Annotated in this window: 18 protein-coding genes; 5 read left to right on the forward strand and 13 right to left on the reverse strand. The window is 40.8% G+C overall.

The annotated features are described in order from the left end of the window. The first annotated feature begins 140 nt into the window (after window positions 1-140). Window positions 141-995, forward strand: a complete 855-nt coding sequence (locus tag A9Z07_RS10040) for a hypothetical protein (RefSeq protein WP_004772586.1) — start codon at window positions 141-143, stop codon at window positions 993-995. A 172-nt stretch (window positions 996-1,167) separates the two neighbouring features. Continuing rightward, window positions 1,168-1,623, forward strand: coding sequence for a DUF441 domain-containing protein (locus tag A9Z07_RS10045; protein WP_004772587.1), 456 nt, complete (start codon window positions 1,168-1,170; stop codon window positions 1,621-1,623). Between the two features lie 78 nt (window positions 1,624-1,701). Here the strand turns inward: A9Z07_RS10045 and A9Z07_RS10050 are convergent, their stop codons facing one another. Next, entirely contained in the window at window positions 1,702-2,622 is a 921-nt protein-coding gene (locus tag A9Z07_RS10050; RefSeq protein ID WP_004772588.1) for a LysR family transcriptional regulator, read from the reverse strand. A gap of 401 nt (window positions 2,623-3,023) precedes the next feature. On the opposite strand from A9Z07_RS10050, the gene A9Z07_RS10055 reads away from it, so the two are divergent. Beyond that, window positions 3,024-3,719, forward strand: a complete 696-nt coding sequence (locus tag A9Z07_RS10055; protein WP_069578325.1) for an epoxyqueuosine reductase QueH — start codon at window positions 3,024-3,026, stop codon at window positions 3,717-3,719. Between the two features lie 52 nt (window positions 3,720-3,771). Here the strand turns inward: A9Z07_RS10055 and A9Z07_RS10060 are convergent, their stop codons facing one another. Next, the gene (locus A9Z07_RS10060) at window positions 3,772-4,563 is read right to left on the reverse strand and encodes a DUF4198 domain-containing protein (RefSeq protein WP_069578414.1); all 792 of its coding nucleotides are present in this window, start codon (window positions 4,561-4,563) and stop codon (window positions 3,772-3,774) included. A gap of 189 nt (window positions 4,564-4,752) precedes the next feature. Here A9Z07_RS10060 and A9Z07_RS10065 point away from each other — a divergent pair, with 189 nt between their 5' ends. After that, window positions 4,753-5,973: an MFS transporter gene (locus tag A9Z07_RS10065; protein ID WP_069578327.1), complete on the forward strand. Its 1,221-nt coding sequence runs from the start codon at window positions 4,753-4,755 to the stop codon at window positions 5,971-5,973. A 12-nt stretch (window positions 5,974-5,985) separates the two neighbouring features. Here A9Z07_RS10065 and A9Z07_RS10070 read toward each other — a convergent pair whose 3' ends face one another. From A9Z07_RS10070 to A9Z07_RS10095, 6 genes are all read right to left on the reverse strand, one after another. Beyond that, window positions 5,986-6,603 carry a DUF2238 domain-containing protein gene (locus A9Z07_RS10070; RefSeq protein ID WP_069578416.1) on the reverse strand — a complete coding sequence of 206 codons (618 nt, stop codon included), beginning with the start codon at window positions 6,601-6,603 and terminating at the stop codon, window positions 5,986-5,988. Between the two features lie 97 nt (window positions 6,604-6,700). Then, on the reverse strand, window positions 6,701-7,654 hold the full coding sequence (locus A9Z07_RS10075) for a siderophore ABC transporter substrate-binding protein (RefSeq protein WP_069578329.1): 954 nt from the start codon (window positions 7,652-7,654) through the stop codon (window positions 6,701-6,703). A gap of 9 nt (window positions 7,655-7,663) precedes the next feature. Further along, window positions 7,664-8,428, reverse strand: a complete 765-nt coding sequence (locus A9Z07_RS10080) for an ABC transporter ATP-binding protein (protein ID WP_004772594.1) — start codon at window positions 8,426-8,428, stop codon at window positions 7,664-7,666. After that, on the reverse strand, window positions 8,419-9,375 hold the full coding sequence (locus A9Z07_RS10085) for an iron chelate uptake ABC transporter family permease subunit (protein WP_069578332.1): 957 nt from the start codon (window positions 9,373-9,375) through the stop codon (window positions 8,419-8,421). Before A9Z07_RS10085 ends, A9Z07_RS10080 begins: the two co-directional genes overlap by 10 nt. Next, on the reverse strand, window positions 9,365-10,321 hold the full coding sequence (locus tag A9Z07_RS10090) for an ABC transporter permease (RefSeq protein ID WP_069578334.1): 957 nt from the start codon (window positions 10,319-10,321) through the stop codon (window positions 9,365-9,367). The genes A9Z07_RS10085 and A9Z07_RS10090 overlap by 11 nt, the downstream gene beginning before the upstream one ends. A 283-nt stretch (window positions 10,322-10,604) precedes the next feature. Then, window positions 10,605-11,588, reverse strand: coding sequence for an ion transporter (locus A9Z07_RS10095; protein ID WP_069578336.1), 984 nt, complete (start codon window positions 11,586-11,588; stop codon window positions 10,605-10,607). A 268-nt stretch (window positions 11,589-11,856) separates the two neighbouring features. Between A9Z07_RS10095 and A9Z07_RS10100 the strand changes: the two genes are divergently transcribed. After that, window positions 11,857-13,314 carry a DASS family sodium-coupled anion symporter gene (locus A9Z07_RS10100; protein WP_062846199.1) on the forward strand — a complete coding sequence of 486 codons (1,458 nt, stop codon included), beginning with the start codon at window positions 11,857-11,859 and terminating at the stop codon, window positions 13,312-13,314. Window positions 13,315-13,361: 47 nt separating this feature from the next. Here the strand turns inward: A9Z07_RS10100 and A9Z07_RS10105 are convergent, their stop codons facing one another. From A9Z07_RS10105 to A9Z07_RS10125, 5 genes are all read right to left on the reverse strand, one after another. After that, complete coding sequence (locus A9Z07_RS10105; protein WP_069578338.1) at window positions 13,362-13,862, reverse strand: hypothetical protein; 501 nt, start codon at window positions 13,860-13,862, stop codon at window positions 13,362-13,364. 10 nt (window positions 13,863-13,872) lie between these two features. Continuing rightward, on the reverse strand, window positions 13,873-14,454 hold the full coding sequence (locus A9Z07_RS10110) for a hypothetical protein (protein ID WP_047428062.1): 582 nt from the start codon (window positions 14,452-14,454) through the stop codon (window positions 13,873-13,875). A 116-nt stretch (window positions 14,455-14,570) separates the two neighbouring features. Further along, entirely contained in the window at window positions 14,571-17,210 is a 2,640-nt protein-coding gene (locus A9Z07_RS10115; protein ID WP_069578340.1) for a bifunctional aconitate hydratase 2/2-methylisocitrate dehydratase, read from the reverse strand. A gap of 259 nt (window positions 17,211-17,469) precedes the next feature. Further along, window positions 17,470-17,829, reverse strand: a complete 360-nt coding sequence (locus A9Z07_RS10120) for a hypothetical protein (RefSeq protein WP_004772604.1) — start codon at window positions 17,827-17,829, stop codon at window positions 17,470-17,472. 104 nt (window positions 17,830-17,933) lie between these two features. Further along, entirely contained in the window at window positions 17,934-18,404 is a 471-nt protein-coding gene (locus A9Z07_RS10125) for a DUF4124 domain-containing protein (protein WP_069578343.1), read from the reverse strand. Between the last annotated feature and the right edge of the window lie 11 nt (window positions 18,405-18,415).

Consider the following 18,415-nt stretch of genomic DNA (forward strand, 5'->3'; position numbering starts at 1 on the left):
CAAAAAAATCATATTATATTTAAATCATCAAATAAAAAGATGTTTGGTTGTACCAATAGTTATATCCATAATCAACCAAAGAAAATCTAACTAAATAATTGGAAAAGCAATAATATTATTAATTCATCGAGTACAAGACTATGCCAAAAAAATTTGAAAACTTTGATAACCCAAGACAGAAAGCTATTGAAGGAATGAAGAATAGTATTTCTACAGACGTATGGAACAAGAATCTGAACTTTCTGAACAAATTAAGAGCAGAAATTTCAAATCATCCTGTTTCGAGACATCCTGCCATTCAACTTTTAAATGACGGTGTAATTGACAAAGAGGCATTAAAACATATTCATCTCGAATATCGACATGCCATTGTTCAGGTATTTACTGATGCTTTGCTGATGGCACAATTCCAAACTAAACAATTAGAACCACGCTTATTATCGGGTTCAAAAATGTTTCCACGGTTTTTATTAAACCTGAATATTCTGGATGAATTTGGTTTCCGACCTGGTCTGGATCAGGAAGGCTATTATTCTGGTAACCCTGAATACGCGCATTATCCATTGTTCGAAGAGGTTCTCAATGACTTCGAATTGAGCCAGTCTGAACGCAATGACTATCAACCTTCGCTAATCGCTCAACGTGTGCGTAACTATCTGGAGAACTCGTTTAACAGCTATCAAGCCGTTTCTGCTTTGCTTGCTGTGGCAGAAGAAGAAGTGATTTTATTCAGTCCTGCTTTACGTCAAGCGACCAAAGCGGTTGGTTTTGATGTCGATAGCGGCTACTACTATGTTCATGGTGTTTCACATGATGCGACCGCCGAGGCGGCTGATGATGACCATGAAGATGATTTGTGGTTTGTTCTGGCACAAGCCTGCGTTGAGTCTGAATATGATTCAATCCGTCAAATCTGTCTTGAATACTGTGATTTATGGGAACAGTTCTGGGATGAACAAATTGCATACTACGGAAGCTTCAAAAAACTGGCCTAACTTTCTCAGGAAAAGCCATTTCTAATTCTGGAAATGGCTTCCTTTATTTTTATTCAATTTCAAATATTTATGTTATTAAAGTTCAATCACAAGATAAGAAAAAGCCGTTTTTAAAATAAACCTCGATAAATTACGATATAATTCAACTTTATTTCCCTCTCCATGCCCTGCGATGTTCTCACAATTCGATATCAATTTAGTGGTTCTGCTTGTCTTATTAGGTTGCGGTATCTTTAGCCAAAACACGGCAGTCACGGTGGCAGCCGCTTGCCTGATCTTGGTCAAACTGACACCTTTAAACCAGTTTTTTCCTTATATTCAGAATCATGGTTTAAATATCGGTATCATTATCCTCACTATTGGCGTACTCGCTCCGATTGCAAGTGGCAAGATCAGTGGTGAAAGCATCCTTAAATCATTTATCAGTATTAAATCATTGGCAGCAATTGCCGTTGGCTTATTGGTTGCATGGCTAGGAGGTCGCGGAGTCAAGTTGATGAGTAATCAGCCTGATGTCGTCGCAGGACTTCTGATCGGTACTGTTGCAGGTGTTGCCTTATTGAGAGGTGTTCCCGTCGGCCCACTGATTGCCGCAGGTATTTTATCTCTGCTGATTGGGAAGTCTTAGAACATTTATGATCTGCTTAATCGCCTCATAAAAATAAAGGTAGCCGATTGCTACCTTTATTTTTTAAATCAACTTCAATTAATTTTCGTAATACACGGCACGCATCTTGGAAAACTTTTCAAGCTGCTTGATGAAACCTTCAAAATAGTTCTTCTCTTTATCCTCTACCCGATAGCCCGCATACAAAGTACGTCTTAGGCCTTCTGGTGCTACACAGTCTAGACGACGGCTTACCACCCAGCCTTTTTGCTCATATTCATTCACAACCCAATCTGGTAAAGCTGCAATACCACGCCCACTTGCCACCAGTTGAATCAGCATTTGAGTCAGATCCGTGGTACGAATATGCTTCGGATATACATTCGCAGGAATAAACAGATGCGCCATAATGTCTAAACGATGCTTATCGACAGGATAAGTGATCAGGGTTTCTTCAGCCAAATCCTGAACTGAAACCTGCTCAGCACGAACTAAAGGATGCGTACTAGAAAGCACTAAACGTGATTCATATTTAAAGATTGGAAAATATTCAATTCCCTTCAAGGCAATTGGATCGGCTGTGATCAATAAATCAAACTCGGAATTTTGCAACAGCTCATGTGGATTAGACTCAAAACCAGCGGCAAAATCCAAATCTACATCCGGATATTGATGACGATATTGATTCAACAACGGCATCAGCCAGTCAAAACAGCTATGGCATTCCGAAGAGAAAATAATTCGTCCCGTCTGACCATGCACGATACGGGTAATATCAGTCTGTGCAATCTGAACTTGCGGCAATACATCATCTGCCAGTTTAAGCAAACGCTCTCCGACATTGGAAAAGCTGACAGGGCGACTACGGCGATTCACCACTTCTACCCCATACCAATGATCAAGTTCTTTTAATTGATGAGAAATTGCAGACGGTGTCAGGCATAAATCAGTTGCCGCAGCGACCAATGAACCATGTTCTCTTAACGCAAGTAATGTTTTTAAATGACGGAGTTCTAGCACAGCAACATCCAAAATTGAATTTATTTCATCTTAGCATAAAATTGATTAGTAAGTCTCAACATGAATTTAATTTCAATCATTTCCTATGCAATGAAATTTTCTAATTTAAACAATGTATATTTTTTAACAAAATTAATAATCCTAATCTCAAGGAAAAAATTTATATGAAACCCCTCATCCTAACCTTCTCCCTAAGGGAGAAGGAACTTTGAACAGTAATTTCTTGCCAATTATTGATTATTTTTCGAATTTTGAAAAAACTCTATTCAACCTTAAATAATGAAACAAGGAAATATACTTTTAGGCTTTAAAAATTTTCAGCTTGAACTGAGAATATTTCAGTTAATTCAAACGTTTTACTCATTTAAAACTTTTACAATATAAAATTATTTTTATAGACCATGTCGCCTATGACCCGTCAAAGTCAAAAGACGCTTGAACGCCAAAAACTCAGCTTACCCGAAGGACATGACAAGTTACTGCTGCACTCATGCTGTGCGCCATGTTCGGGGGAAGTCATGGAAACCTTGATTGAGTCAGGTATTGACTTTTCGATCTTTTTTTATAATCCCAATATTCATCCGGTAAAGGAATATCTGATTCGTAAAGAAGAAAATATCCGTTTTGCCGAGAAGCATAATATTCCGTTTATCGACTGTGATTACGATACCGACAACTGGTTTGCACGCGCTAAAGGCATGGAAAATGAACCTGAAAAAGGCATTCGTTGCACCATGTGTTTTGATATGCGTTTTGAACGGACTGCCCTCTACGCCTATGAACATGGTTTTAGTCTGATCAGTAGTTCGCTCGGGATTTCCCGTTGGAAAAACATGCAGCAAATTAATGATTGTGGGCTACGTGCTGCCGCGCATTATCCAGATATTCAATATTGGGATTATAACTGGCGTAAACACGGTGGCGCAGTACGTATGCTGGAAATCAGTAAACGTGAAGAGTTTTATCAACAAGAATATTGTGGTTGTGTCTATTCACTCAGAGATACCAATCGCTGGCGTATGAGCAATGGTCGTGACCGAATTCAACTGGGTGTGAAATTTTATAGCAATGCGATGGATGATGAGTCTAATCAATAAAAATGAAATCGAAATAAAAAGGCTAATTCTCGTGAATTAGCCTTTTCACATCTTAATTTACAGCAACACTGATAATGCTATAGAACTGATTGCTCGGCTTTTGTTTCACATCCACCGTTTCACTCACTTCAATCAAATACTCAGCAGCTTTTGGAAATAACAGCTCAGCACTGCCATCCGCCGCCGTTTTCAAGCTGATTCCTTGCTTATCGGTCGTACCTTTGGCACGAATCACCACCTCGGCATTTGCTAAGGCTTTATTGGCTTTCGATACTTTAATTTTTACTGCCTGATTGGCCTTTAACTCGTTTGGATGCGTTAAAAACTCAACCTGAATCGGTGCTGTACTTGCTTGAACGGGAGTATGTTTTTCTTTACTTACATACGTCAATAACGTCCATTCTCGCGTGATTTCTACTGGGCTAATTTTTTTAGCTTTTAAATCCGCAGGAATCACAAAATCACGCTCAGTTTTTGCAGGTGCTTTATCAGCAGGCATATCAAAGAACATTTTCCATTCTTTTTGATCTTGTACGTATTTCAATGGATAAGATGCCTTAGTTTGGATCAGATAAGTGCCCGCTTCTGGCAATTTCAAATCAAATACTGTCGCTGAACCAAGTTTGGAATCAGCTTGAATGCTGGTTTTGGTCTTATTCGGCGCAGTGATCTCAAACTTTGCATCTTTCAACGCATATTCACTGTTTAAGGCTTCTTCTGCATAACCAGAAATAATCGCCACTTGTGTTTGCTCAGTTGTATAGGCAATTGGTGCAACATACGGTTCATGTGCAGCGCTATAGCCAGAAACAAGTAGCAATGAACTGATTAATAATTTTTTCACTTTTCCACCCTGAAAGTTGTCATCTAAATATGTATGTTTTGCATTATACATAAATGAAAATAATTATCATTACATAATATCTTTTTTGACCTGAACTTATGCAGAGAATGAGATAAAAATTATGTGCTGTTTCACTTTTCTGAATGCGACTCGAATATAATACGGCGGTACTTTTAGACTCGAGATATTATGTCTTCGCCAAGCTCTCCCTTGCACACATCTCCCTCACACAATTATTCCCTATTTCTGGTTATTTTTTCATTGGCTGTCGGTAGTTTCTGTATTGGAACAACTGAATTCGTCGCTATGGGTCTGATTCAGGAAATCGCCACGGACTTAAATGTCAGTGTTCCTCATGCCGGCTATTTCATTAGTGCTTATGCGCTTGGGGTCATGGTTGGTGCACCGATTATTGCCATCCTCGGCGCAAAAGTTCCGCGTAAAACGTTATTGCTATGCCTGATGCTTTTTTATGGGTTAGCCAATGCAGCGACAGCTTTTGCCACAACACCAGAAACCATGCTGGTATCCCGCTTTATTGCAGGTTTTCCACATGGCGCTTACTTTGGTGTAGCGGCGCTGGTTGCTGCTGAACTGGCAGGCAAACAACGTCGTGCTACTGCAATTGCCCAAGTGATGATGGGCTTAACCATTGCGAATGTGATTGGTGTACCCATTGCCACATGGCTCGGTCAGCAATTTGGCTGGAAAGCAGGATTCGAATTTTCTGCAGTAATTGCGTTTATTACCCTGATTGGTGTTGGCTTATTTGTTCCGAATATTCCTCTGCAAAAGAGTGCAAGTATCAAGGCTGAATTGGCAGGTCTAAAAAATATCAATATGTGGCTGACACTTGCGGTTGGCGCAATCGGTTTTGGTGGCATGTTCTCGGTGTATAGCTATGTTTCACCGATTCTGACGGAATATACTCATGCCAATATCAGTGTCGTGCCGATTGCTTTAGCAATTTGGGGCATAGGCATGGTCATTGGTGGTCTGGTTGCAGGTTGGCTGGCCGATAAGAATCTGTTTAAAACCATTATCGGAATTCTGATCAGCTCTGCACTTGCCTTTGTCGCAGCCAGCTTTATGATGTCGAATCTTTATACCGCGATTGCAGCTTTATTCCTGATTGGTTTTACCGTGATTGGTTTAGGCGGTGCCTTACAGACACATCTCATGGATATTGCTGGCGATGCACAAACTCTGGCAGCTTCTCTCAATCATTCAGCATTTAACCTTGCCAATGCTCTGGGTGCATTCTTAGGTGGATGGGTACTCAGTCATAATATGGGCTGGTTAGCACCGATCTGGGTTGGTTTTGTCTTAAGTTTAGGTGGTTTGGCGATTTTATTAATTGCGCTGGCTTATGCCAAATATTCACAGAAAAACGAAACTGCTGCATCTTAACGGCAGTTTCATTTACTCATTTTCATGCATTAAATTTGCAATCTGTCGATCATGCCACTTTGATAACAATAATAAGGCCATGATCGACCCAATCAAGGCAAAAAACATATCTGATTGCGTATCCCACTCATCCCCTTGAGTTCCGAGGAATTCTTCTGCTCCCTGTCCCAATAACAATGCTGCAGCCCATTCGATCAATTCATAGGTCGCACTGATTGCCAACACAATACAAATCACAATAAAGCTCAGCATTTTGCCTTTGGCTAAAATATGATTTCGAATCAATATTTCACGAGCCACTATTGCTGGCACGAAGCCCTGCATAAAATGCCCAATCTTGTCGTAGGGATTACGATCCAAACCAAACCATTGTGCGATTTCGAAACCGAAAGGCACACGCGCATAGCTATACGCCCCACCTACAATCAGCACAATGGCATGACAGAAAATAAGTACGTACAGCAAATGGGTGAGTGGAAAAGTTTTATAAGTGACAAATAATAACGGTATCGCAATCAGCACGGGCGTGACTTCAAGCCACCAAGTGGTACGATCAAAAGGCTGGATCCCTGAAATGACCAATAGAATGGCTAGAATCGCAGTACCCAAGCTTAATAAAGAAATACGCATCATTTTATAAAAGTATTGATCTCATTATTTATATCATCATATAAAAAACCCGCCGAAAGTCCTGCGGGTTTTTGTTATAAAATCGGCAAATTAGATTTTATTTCACGGCATCCGCGACTTCTTTAAGCATGGCTTTCATGCCACCCAAGCCGTTATTCATCAAATACCAGTTACTCGAATCCAGATAGACAATATTGCCATTTTTCGCAGCTTTGGACTCATTAATAATCTTATTATTCAATACGCGCTTTGCACCTTCCTGATTTTCAGTAATTGCTGCACCACGATCAATCACAAATAGATAATCTGGATTTTTCTGGGCAATAAACTCATGCGATACCGCCATACCATGCAATCCCACCTTGATTGAAGGATCGGCTGGTGTAAATCCATACAGGTCATGAATATTACCAAAACGCGAACCTGGGCCATAAGCAGCAATCTTGCTGTTATTCACCAGAATTACCAAAGCCGTTTTACCTTTGGTCTTGTCTTTTAATGCAGCAATATCTTTTTCCAAAGTCTGTAATTGCTGTTCTGCCTCAGGCTTCTTGCCCACCATTTCAGCAATATTCAAGGTTTGCTGTTTAAAAGAATTGAACTGATCGTTGTAATCCACATCGACAAAATAAGTTGGCGCGATCTGCTTGATTTGACCCACCAGATTTTCCATGCGGCCACTCATCAAGATCAGTTCAGGCTGACTGGCTGCAATTTTTTCCAGATTCGGTTCTTTCACTGTCCCTACATCCAGATATTTACCTTCACTGAAATTTTGCAAGACTTTCGGCAACGGCGTTCCTTTTGGCAAGGCAACCACTTTATCGTCCGCGCCCAAAGCATGAATGGTATTTAAAGCACTGGTATCCAGTACAGCAATACGCGATAAATTCGCTGGAATGGTAATCTGCCCTGCCTTGCTGTTAAAACTTAAGGTTTCATGTGTAGCAGTAGTATTACTGTCCTGATTTGCCGAAGGTGTGTTGGAATTACCACATGCAGCCAATGCCACACTCAGCATCATGACTGGCAATGTTTTTTTGAAACGCATAACGAACTCCTAACTAATAAAATACAAACCTAATTTATGTTGCTGAACCTGCTGGATCGGAATATGGAAATCAAAAATATCTTGCAGAATATGTTCATCCATCAACTGTTGTGGATGCCCTTGATACACCAATTCACCTTCTTTCATGGCAATGATGTGATCGGCATAGACGGAAGCAAAGTTAATGTCATGAATCACCACAATGATTGATTTGCCATGATTCTCAGCCAAATCTTTTAAGACCCGCATGATCTGGGAAGAATGCTTCATATCCAGATTATTCAAAGGTTCATCAAGCAAGATATATTCGGTGTCTTGTGCCAGAATCATGGCGATATAAGCGCGTTGTCGCTGCCCACCCGACAATTCACTGATTTGTCGGTGTCTTAAGGCTTCCAGATCCATATAGGCAATTGAGCGATCTATCACCTCACGGTCTTCCTGTGTAAGGCGGCCTTGTGAATAGGGAAAACGACCGAAAGCAACTAGATCCTCAATACTCAGGCGTAACTCGGTGTGGTTAGATTGCTTTAAAATCGCCAGTTTTTTGGCAATGTCGGCACTTTTCATCTGTTGCAAATCTTGCCCATCCAGCAAAACTTGGCCTTGATCTGCTTCAATTAAGCGGCTCATCATCGAAAGTACTGTACTTTTACCTGCACCGTTTGGGCCAATAAACGCCGTAAACTGTCCTTTGGCAATCGTCAGCGAAAGCGCATTTACCACACGCTGCTGTTGATAGCTTTTACTTAAATTCTTAAGCTCTATTGCCATTTTTTATTTTCCTTCAATAAGATCCAGAAGAAATAAATTCCACCGACAAAGTTAATAATCACACTGAGCGTTGTTTTGAAATTCAGTACATGCAGAACCATGAATTGCCCAAGCATCAGACAAAGAATGCTGACCAGAATAATACCAAGCAGTAAGATATGATGTTGATGAGTCTTGAACAGTTCTAAGGTAATGTTGAGAACCAATAATCCGAGGAACATCATTGGTCCAGCTAACGCTGTTGCAGAAGCCAATGCCAATACCACGAGGATCAACAGCAAGCGACTGGTCTTGTCATAATCCAGCCCTAAATTCAGCGCATGATCACGTCCCAGTGCCATCACATCGAGCTTGTGATAATGCTTCAGGCTGTAAAATAAAATCGGTACAATGGTCAGCAAGGACAGCCCCACGGTTTCCATTTTCACGACATTAAAACTGGCAAAACCGGCATAAGCCGCGATCTGAAATTCATCTGGATCTAGCAAAACCTGAAAGAACGTGGTCATATTGTCGAATAAAGTCGAGCAGATCAGACCAACGAGCAGGAGGAAATAGATATTTTGCTGTGCAACTTTCTGGAAAATAAACCGATACAGCAGCAAGGCAAAAGTCACCATTAACAGTAAACTGATCAGATAATCAGTAACAAAGTTCAGTGACAATAACGTACTGGCACCAAAGAAATAGATAATCGCCGTCTTGGAGAGTTCGTATAACTTATCTAATCCTAAAGCCTGTGGTGTCACCACCCGATTATTCACAATAGTATGGAAAACCAAAGTCGAAACACCGACTGCAACACCCGCTACGATAATGGCAGCAACCGTTTTTAAGCGTAAGTTCAAGGCATATTGCCATGCCACACCTAAATTCCAGCCGAGGTACAGTGCAATCGTTGCAATTACCAACACAGCCAAAACAATCAGCTTGGTTTTATGAGGCATAACGATATCTCCTGAGTAGCAACCACAGGAAAATCACGCTTCCTACCACACCCATAATCAGGCTCACAGAGACTTCATAAGGGAAAATCACCACCCTACCAAATACATCACAAATCAGAACCAGCAAAGCACCTAACAATGCTGTATGCGAAAGCGTTCTACGGATATTGTCGCCCAGATACAGACTCACCAGATTCGGTACAATCAATCCAAGAAATGGAATCGCACCCACAGTGACAATCACCACACCGGTAATGACCGAGACCAGTAACAGGCCAATAAAAAGAGTCTGCTTATAATTCAGTCCAAGATTTGTCGCAAAATCCTGCCCTAATCCAGCCAAAACAAAACGATTGGCAAAGATATAAATCAGAATCAGAACGGGCACGCTGAGATAGATCAGCTCATATTGACCATTTAAAATGGTGGAAAAATCCCCTTGCAACCATCCTGCCAAGTTCTGTAATAAATCCAGTTGTAGCGCAATAAAGGTGGTAAATGCAGAAATGATACTGCCAAAAATCATCCCCACTAGTGGAACAAAAACCGTATCACGATGCTTTAAAGTCGCCAGAATACTCATAAATGCCATCGCACCAATGAGCGTTACGACAATCGCAAAACCAGTTTTAATAAAGATCGAAGCACTTGGCAGTAAAATAATCGAAACCAGTACGCCTAAACGTGCACAGTCATATAAACCTGCGGTGGTTGGAGAGACAAATCGGTTACGACTCAGCGACTGCATAATCAAACCACAGACACTCAGACCTGCACCCGCCACAATAATCGCCATCAAACGTGGTAAACGACTGGTCCAGAACAACTGCCAGTCTTGAGGATTGCCAGCCCACAGACCAGCAAGGCTCATCTCTCCCACACCGACAAATAAGGAAATAAATGCCAGCGGAAGTAATAATAAAATCAGGTAACGCCGCTTAATCATGTTGGGAGAACTTCATAGGATGCGTAAACTTAAAATAAGCTTAAAAAATACAAAATAGATAATAAGAAACTATCACAAACGAGAAAGATTATTGTTAACTTTTTTAAATGGATTTTAATCTCTGTTAAGCACAACTTAATATTTAAAGAGTTTTACTTTTGGTTATAAAAAAGCGCTAAGCGCTAACACACCTAAGTTATAGCGCTCTAAAATTATTCAGCCTTAGAAATGATTAAGAACTTGAACTTAACCCTGCTCTACATTTTTATAATAAATCTTTGAATTATTCAGATAATTTCTCACCGCAATGTGGACAGAAGCGATAATTCTTTTTTTCCTGTTCTTGATCTTCAAGTACTTTTTCTCGAACAAGTTGAATGATAATTTCATGGGTTTGTTCCTTGGGCAAACCGACTTTCTTGCGGATCCGTTCAATTTCCACGTGGTCATGTAATAGATCTAGTCCCTTAGCTTGTAAAACTTCACGAAACTCCTGTTCAAGACGCTGATTTCGCATATTCAATTCATTGGCTAGACCTGAGGCCAAAATACCTGCTGGCAAAGCAGCGATCCCCACCCCGAGAATGGTAATAAATGCCCCTAATATCCGCCCCAAATTAGTTACAGGTGTCACATCACCATAACCCACTGTGGTCAGCGTTACTACCGCCCACCACATCGCTTGAGGGATTGAACTAAAGGCGTCGGGCTGCGCTTTATTCTCAACCACATAGATTGCAGAAGCTGTCATCACGATCATAATCACCAAGATAAAAATAACAGCTTGGAACGAGCCTTTTTCTCGCTGAATGACCCGTAAAAGAATTTGTAGTGACACAAAATAGCGTGTCAGCTTCAATAAACGGAATAGTCGTAATACACGCAAGAAACGTAGATCGAGATGTACGAAGAAGTTTAGATAGGCAGGTAAAATTGCCATTAAATCAATAATTGCACCGCCACTTCTCATCCAGCGGAGACGCTGTTTCCAAGCGCTCTCTTGTGGGTTTTTTTCAACAACACTCCACAGCCGTAATAGATATTCGCTACTAAAAATTATGATCGAGAGATTTTCAAAAAAATCAAAATAGACACGATATAGCTTATAAAACTCATTCACCGACTCAAGCAATACCGCTGCAACATTGCCAATGATCAATGCGATTAAGAGATAATTCACACAGGTACTGACGCTACTTTTATAGTCATCGTTATGTAGGTTGTTATAAACAAATCGTCTTAATTGTTGCCATGAAAATTGAGTCATACCGTATTTATTGTTCGATCAAGCAGTTTAAAAATGTAGCACGTTGACTGTGTTTTTAATAAGAAATTTTGGTGGGAACCTCGCTTTTACTATTTAAAACAAAATCATTTGCCAATTCATTGATCTATCTCACGCTGATTCAACAAAACTCTCTTTGAATTTTGTGGCCTCATTCACCGATAATAAAAGCTTAGTGGTTATTTCTTTAACGATTCATTCATAAAGAACTATAAATTTTATTAAGCCCGTGACAACAAGGGGAATTTACATGGGATTTAAAGCTCTCCCTACGCTTATCTCTTTATTTATTGCATTGATCATCTGGTTCGTGATTCCTGTACCTGCTGGAGTCGACCCTGATGCATGGCATTTATTGGCAATGTTTGTCGGTGTCATTGCCGCCATTATTGGTAAAGCCATGCCGATTGGTGCAATTGCAATTATTGCCATTACCTTAGTCGCCGTGACAGGTGTCACCAACGACACACCAAGTGGCGCAATTCAAGATGCCCTCAGCAGCTTCGCCAATCCGTTGATCTGGTTGATTGGTATTTCGATCATGATCTCGAAAGGTTTGCAAAAAACTGGATTGGGTGCACGCTTAGGCTATTTATTTATCGCAGTGTGGGGCAAGAAGACCATTGGTATCGGTTATAGCATGGTGCTTTCCGAGCTGATTCTTGCACCTGTGACCCCAAGTAATACGGCTCGTGGTGGCGGGATTATTCACCCGATTGTCCGCGCCATTTCCACGAGCTATGACTCTGACCCAGCCAAAGGTACCGAAGGTCGTATGGGGAAATATTTAGCGTTGGTGAACTATCAAGCTAACCCGATTACCTCTGCCATGTTTATTACCGCGACCGCTCCTAACCCATTGGTGGTTGATCTAGTGGCGAAGGCGACCAATAGCCAGATTTCATTGAGTTGGAGTACTTGGGCACTGGCGATGTTATTACCGGGTTTGATCGCCTTGATCATCATGCCACTGATTATGTACTGGATGTACCCGCCTGAAGTCAAAGAAACCCCGAATGCAGCTCAGTTTGCCAAAACTAAGTTGCAAGAAATGGGGCCTGTCAGTAAAAATGAAATCATAATGCTTGGGGTATTTGGGATTTTACTGCTGTTATGGGCAGGCATCCCTGCCATGATCTTTGGTTCAGCTTGGGCGGTTGATCCAACCACAACAGCCTTTATTGGTTTAGGATTACTACTCATTACTGGCGTACTGACTTGGGAAGATATCCTGACACAAAAAAGTGCGTGGGATACCATTACTTGGTTCGCAGCTTTGGTGATGATGGCGACTTATTTAAATAAACTCGGTTTAATCACATGGTTCTCAGGTGTGCTTGAAACTGGGATTGGTCATTTGGGTCTCAGCTGGATGCCTGCCTGTTTATTATTGATGCTTGCCTATCTGTATGCACATTATATGTTTGCCAGTACTACGGCACATATCACTGCCATGTTCGCGGCCTTTTATACGGCTGGACTTGCACTTGGTGCCCCACCGATGTTATTTGCCTTAATGATGGCAGCGGCTTCTAGCATCATGATGACCTTGACTCATTATGCAACGGGTACATCGCCTGTTGTGTTTGGCTCAGGCTACACCACACTCGGTGAATGGTGGAAAGCTGGCTTTGTCATGAGCGTGGTTAATATCATCATCTTTGTGGTGATCGGCGGACTTTGGTGGAAAGTGTTGGGTTATTGGTGATTTAAAATTGAGGAACATTCTGCGCGAATAGGAATGTTCCTCTAACCTTAAACACCAAAATGTAAGACATACAAAGTATTATTAGAATCAATAACCTTCCGCATAAGCTCTGCTAATATCTCAAATTGTTGTATCACTTTACTTTTGTAAAGCATGATTTTTTCATAACCAGCAGTTTCTTTCAAAATACGATCAACCTTTTCATTAGGGTCAATCATATCGTCATCAGCATACATAAAAGTATAAGCGCCTGTTAACTTTAAGATATTTGGCGCTAACTTTAAAATATTAACTAGACTAGAAAATAAAATGAATGCCTCAGTAGCCCCCTCTATATCGATAATAGTCATCGCATGATAATCGAGCCCATGCATTCTTATTTTCAATAAAGGACTGTAGGTTGGTAGCCACTTTAAGTAATCCATAAAATACAGGATTAAATCGTCATCAATTGAAACATCATAAGAAATCTTACCTGCAAGCTCACAGCAATCCTCGTAAGAAAATTCATTTTTATTCAATAAAACAAAGTCATGTATAAGTGCCATAAATAGAATCTTAGTTTAAATGGTAGTTTTCTCTATCAATCAAAGCTTTCCACTCTTCATGACTATAAAGTTTAAGATTATTCACTTGAGTACCAACTAATAAAAAGCGATCGTCCCATGTCAATACTTCTCTACTGTCTTCTAACTCTTTGTTTGAAAAATTGGGAAATAAAATCGTATTAAAATGCATTATTCCAACTTCAAGTAAGTGTTTAATCTCTCTAGGATTCTCAGGAATAGAGTGAAATACGGGTATATTTTCTATTAATTTACGAGCAATTTCATGAGGTTCAGAATCTAAATCATCCAAATACCATTTTTGGTCATCACATCTCCATAAATAAGCAGTAAAACCATTTTGCTCAATCATTAAGGTTTCTGTAATTGCATTTGGTTCCTGATACCAAACAGAAAATGCTAAGGTTTTTGTCGGAATAATTGAAAATTTTGGCGGTTTTAAATAAGGATAATCCTTTAACATTAGAGAAACTAAATCTTTAATTGCTGTTTCTAGATCCTCAACTTTCTGTTTTTTATTGATAATGTTAACTAGTGCAGAAATATTATCGCATATCTTCAAAATACTTTTCATTTTATAAAAAATAAGGGCCGATTACTCAGCCCTTATTCTAGCTTTTTGCTCAAACAAATCATAGATTTGCTCTTGCGCTAGGGAAAAGCCTTTCGGCTTTTCTTGATCCTAGCTCATTAAGTCAATTGAGCAGCTTGGATTTTCTTGGTATCAACTTGATCAGCTTCTTTTGTATATTCACTCATCTTGTCGAAGTTCAAGTATTTGTAGATGTCAGCAGAAGCGCTGTCGATTTGCGACGCGTACTGTTGATATTCTTCTGGGCTTGGTAATTTACCAAGAACCGCAGCTACAGATGCAAGCTCAGCAGAAGCTAAGTAAACGTTTGCACCTTGACCTAAACGGTTCGGGAAGTTACGAGTAGAAGTCGATACACATGTTGTGTTCGGTGCTACACGTGCTTGGTTACCCATACACAATGAACAGCCTGGCATCTCAGTACGTGCACCAGCACGACCGTAGATGTTGTACATGCCTTCTTCCATCAATTGATGCTCGTCCATACGCGTTGGTGGAGCCAACCATAAACGAGTAGACAATGAACCACCAGGTACTTTGTCAAGTAACTGACCAGCTGCACGGAAGTGACCGATGTTGGTCATACAAGAACCGATGAATACTTCATCAATCTTGTCGCCTTGAACGTCAGAAAGAAGTTTCGCGTCATCTGGATCGTTCGGGCAGCAAAGAATTGGTTCTTTGATGTCAGCAAGATCGATTTCGTAAACTTTTAAGTATTCTGCATCAGCATCAGCTTTTAACAAGCTTGGGTTGTCTAACCACTTCTGCATGTTTTCAGCACGGCGCGCCATAGTACGAGCATCGCCATAACCTTCTGCGATCATCCACTTCAACATGGTGATGTTAGAACGTAAGTATTCAGCAACTTTCTCTTCAGAAAGTGTGATTGAACAGCCAGCAGCAGAACGTTCAGCAGATGCATCAGAAAGTTCGAATGCTTGCTCAACAGTCAAGTCATTTTCCATTTCTGACAAGTCAATCTCAAGGATACGACCAGAGAAGATGTTTTTCTTACCTTTCTTCTCTACAGTTAAGTCACCCGCTTGAATTGCGTAGTAAGGAATTGCATGTACAAGGTCACGTAAAGTGATACCAGGTTGCATTTTACCTTTGAACTTAACAAGTACAGATTCAGGCATATCAAGTGGCATAACGCCTGTTGCTGCTGCGAACGCAACAAGACCTGAACCCGCTGGGAATGAGATACCAATTGGGAAACGAGTATGTGAGTCACCACCAGTACCAACTGTATCTGGAAGTAACATACGGTTTAACCAAGAGTGGATAATACCGTCACCTGGACGTAAAGATACACCACCACGGTTCATGATGAAGTCAGGTAATGTATGGTGAGTTGTTACGTCAACTGGTTTTGGATACGCAGCAGTGTGACAGAAAGACTGCATGACCAAGTCAGCTGAGAAGCCCAAGCACGCCAAGTCTTTTAACTCGTCACGAGTCATTGGACCAGTTGTATCTTGAGAACCAACAGTTGTCATCTTAGGTTCACAGTAAGTTCCTGGACGGATACCTTGACCTTCTGCTAAACCACATGCACGACCAACCATCTTCTGAGCTTGTGTAAAGCCTTTGCCAGTGTCAGCAGGTTGTACAGGTGTACGGAACAATGTAGAAGGTGCAAGACCTAATTCTTCACGTGCTTTCGCAGTTAAACCACGACCAATGATCAGGTTAATACGACCACCCGCACGTACTTCGTCTAAAAGTACAGGCGTTTTAAGGTCAGCTTCTGAAATTTGAGTGCCGTCTTTAAATGCAGTTACTTTTGCAGCAGCGTGGTCAATTTTCAATACAACTTCGTCGCCCATGTTCATGTTGGCAACGTCGATTTCTACAGGTAATGCACCTGCATCTTCCATTGTATTGAAGAAAATTGGCGCGATTTTAGAACCTAAGCACACACCACCATCTTTTTTGTTTGGAATGTGTGGAAGTTCGTCACCGAAGAACCAAAGAACAGAGTTAGTTGCAGACTTACGAGAAGAACCTGTACCAACAACGTCACCTACATAAGCAACTTGGTTGCCTTTCGCGATGAGTTCTTTAATTTGGCTTAATGGACCAACTTCACCTGGTTTTTCAGGGTTGATACCATCACGTTCGTTTTTCAACATTGCATTTGCATGTAATGGAATGTCTGGACGGCTCCAAGCGTCTTGTGCAGGAGACAAGTCATCAGTGTTGGTTTCACCTGTTACTTTGAACACAGTGATTTTGATTTCTTCTGGAACGTCTGGACGGCTAGTGAACCATTCAGCATCAGCCCAAGATTGTAAAACAGCTTTAGCTGCAGCATTACCTGCTTTAGCTTTATCTGCTACGTCATGGAATGCATCAAATACAAGAAGTGTTTTCTTTAATGCTTCAGCAGCTAGCTCAGCAAGTTCAGCATTATCAAGAAGCTCAACAAGCGGTGCTACGTTATAACCACCAAGCATAGTACCCAGTAAGTATACTGCGCGTTCTTTGGTTACGAGTGGAGAGGTTGCTTCGCCTTTTGCAACGGCAGCTAAGAAAGCAGCTTTTACATATGCAGCTTGGTCAACACCTGCTGGAACACGGTTTTCTAGCAAATCGACGAGATATGCTTCTTCACCTGCTGGTGGATTTTTTAATAAGGCTACAAGTTCAGCAGTTTGAGCATCATCAAGCGGCTTCGGTGGGACTCCGAGTGCGGCACGTTCTTCAACGTGTTGGCGGTAAGCTTCTAGCACAGTGTTATTCCTCTTTTTTAAAAAATTACTTGTAAGTTCCAGCTTTGTACAAGCTTTACAAGCAATGTGGACAGCAAAATTTTACTAGACTTCGCGTCAAATGTTAATGCAACTACCGTATTTCTACGTGATGTCCATTATTTTATAGCGAAATGATCCCCTCTTTTAAATACCGCTTTGGTCTAAGGTTAAAGTCTAATAAAACAATAAATTACATCTATAAAAAAAGACAAACGATGTTGTCTTTTTTATGAACACATTAAAAAAGTTTATAGTTCGGTAGCTTGTCATGTGGTGTAGCCAAGCATTCTTCCATAAATTTTTTCTTTAAATTTTCACGTAATGCTTCTGGATCTTTTTTCAGTTCATCGACTGGAATTGCATAAACCGTATCCAAAATATTAAAGATAAACTTACGTGTCATTTCATCTTCAATTTTACCCGCATGTTCCGTTGCCTGCTTTTGGTCAATTCCATTTTGACGATCTAAAGTGATTGAGCGCGCAGCATTCCCTACACTGACACAGTAACCATGCCATTGTTCTTCGGGAGTTAACGGCTTTTTCTCAGCACAACCAGCCAAAACTAAACCTATTGCAATCAACAAAACTTTTTTCATCTTCATACTGCGGCTAATTTGATGCCCACCATCATACTCAAACTTGTTTGTTTTGCAAAAAGGAAGCGGCTAAAACCTTGCTTTCCGTAATAAAAACATACAAATCATTTATTACAATGCATCTGATTGGCGATCTTTTGACACTTCCCGCCCTTTGCTGAAAGATAAGTTGTTCCTGCGACTAGATGATAAGACTGTCCTTTCATGTCCCAGCAGCGCACCCCGTTACAGCTTTTGATTGAAAAAAGCATATCCGATGATGCTTTAAGCGTGTTATTTCCTTCAGTCGTGGCAGCTATAGGCTTAGTTTGAATAGATGCTGTTGCCTTGGAGTTGACCGCAACATTCTGTCCCGATGCTGAAATGGAAGGATTTGTCGTCGTAGGGTTTATGGTCTTTTTTGCAGGATCTAATTGAGGCTCATGTCTTTGAACGGGTTGTGGTGTCGCTGAATAGGTCGTCACACCTTTTGCATCCACCCACTTATAGTATTCTTTTGCATGAATCTGAAAGCCAAAACTGAATACGCCTAAGCTCAGCATTGCCAAAAGCTGACCTAAAGTGACAGATTTCATTCAACTTCTCC

This window comes from Acinetobacter sp. YK3 (assembly GCF_001729365.1).
Lineage (GTDB): Bacteria > Pseudomonadota > Gammaproteobacteria > Pseudomonadales > Moraxellaceae > Acinetobacter > Acinetobacter vivianii.

Excerpts from the sequence above, each read along its gene's own strand:
- A9Z07_RS10045 (WP_004772587.1), top strand. The coding sequence starts at position 1,168 with ATGTTCTCACAATTCGATATCAATTTAGTGGTTCTGCTTGTCTTATTA.
- A9Z07_RS10055 (WP_069578325.1), top strand. The coding sequence starts at position 3,024 with ATGTCGCCTATGACCCGTCAAAGTCAAAAGACGCTTGAACGCCAAAAA.
- A9Z07_RS10080 (WP_004772594.1), bottom strand. The coding sequence starts at position 8,428 with ATGGCAATAGAGCTTAAGAATTTAAGTAAAAGCTATCAACAGCAGCGT.
- A9Z07_RS10100 (WP_062846199.1), top strand. The coding sequence starts at position 11,857 with ATGGGATTTAAAGCTCTCCCTACGCTTATCTCTTTATTTATTGCATTG.
- A9Z07_RS10075 (WP_069578329.1), bottom strand. The coding sequence starts at position 7,654 with ATGCGTTTCAAAAAAACATTGCCAGTCATGATGCTGAGTGTGGCATTG.
- A9Z07_RS10095 (WP_069578336.1), bottom strand. The coding sequence starts at position 11,588 with ATGACTCAATTTTCATGGCAACAATTAAGACGATTTGTTTATAACAAC.
- A9Z07_RS10120 (WP_004772604.1), bottom strand. The coding sequence starts at position 17,829 with ATGAAAAAAGTTTTGTTGATTGCAATAGGTTTAGTTTTGGCTGGTTGT.
- A9Z07_RS10110 (WP_047428062.1), bottom strand. The coding sequence starts at position 14,454 with ATGAAAAGTATTTTGAAGATATGCGATAATATTTCTGCACTAGTTAAC.
- A9Z07_RS10090 (WP_069578334.1), bottom strand. The coding sequence starts at position 10,321 with ATGATTAAGCGGCGTTACCTGATTTTATTATTACTTCCGCTGGCATTT.
- A9Z07_RS10125 (WP_069578343.1), bottom strand. The coding sequence starts at position 18,404 with ATGAAATCTGTCACTTTAGGTCAGCTTTTGGCAATGCTGAGCTTAGGC.
- A9Z07_RS10040 (WP_004772586.1), top strand. The coding sequence starts at position 141 with ATGCCAAAAAAATTTGAAAACTTTGATAACCCAAGACAGAAAGCTATT.
- A9Z07_RS10085 (WP_069578332.1), bottom strand. The coding sequence starts at position 9,375 with ATGCCTCATAAAACCAAGCTGATTGTTTTGGCTGTGTTGGTAATTGCA.
- A9Z07_RS10070 (WP_069578416.1), bottom strand. The coding sequence starts at position 6,603 with ATGCGTATTTCTTTATTAAGCTTGGGTACTGCGATTCTAGCCATTCTA.
- A9Z07_RS10065 (WP_069578327.1), top strand. The coding sequence starts at position 4,753 with ATGTCTTCGCCAAGCTCTCCCTTGCACACATCTCCCTCACACAATTAT.
- A9Z07_RS10105 (WP_069578338.1), bottom strand. The coding sequence starts at position 13,862 with ATGGCACTTATACATGACTTTGTTTTATTGAATAAAAATGAATTTTCT.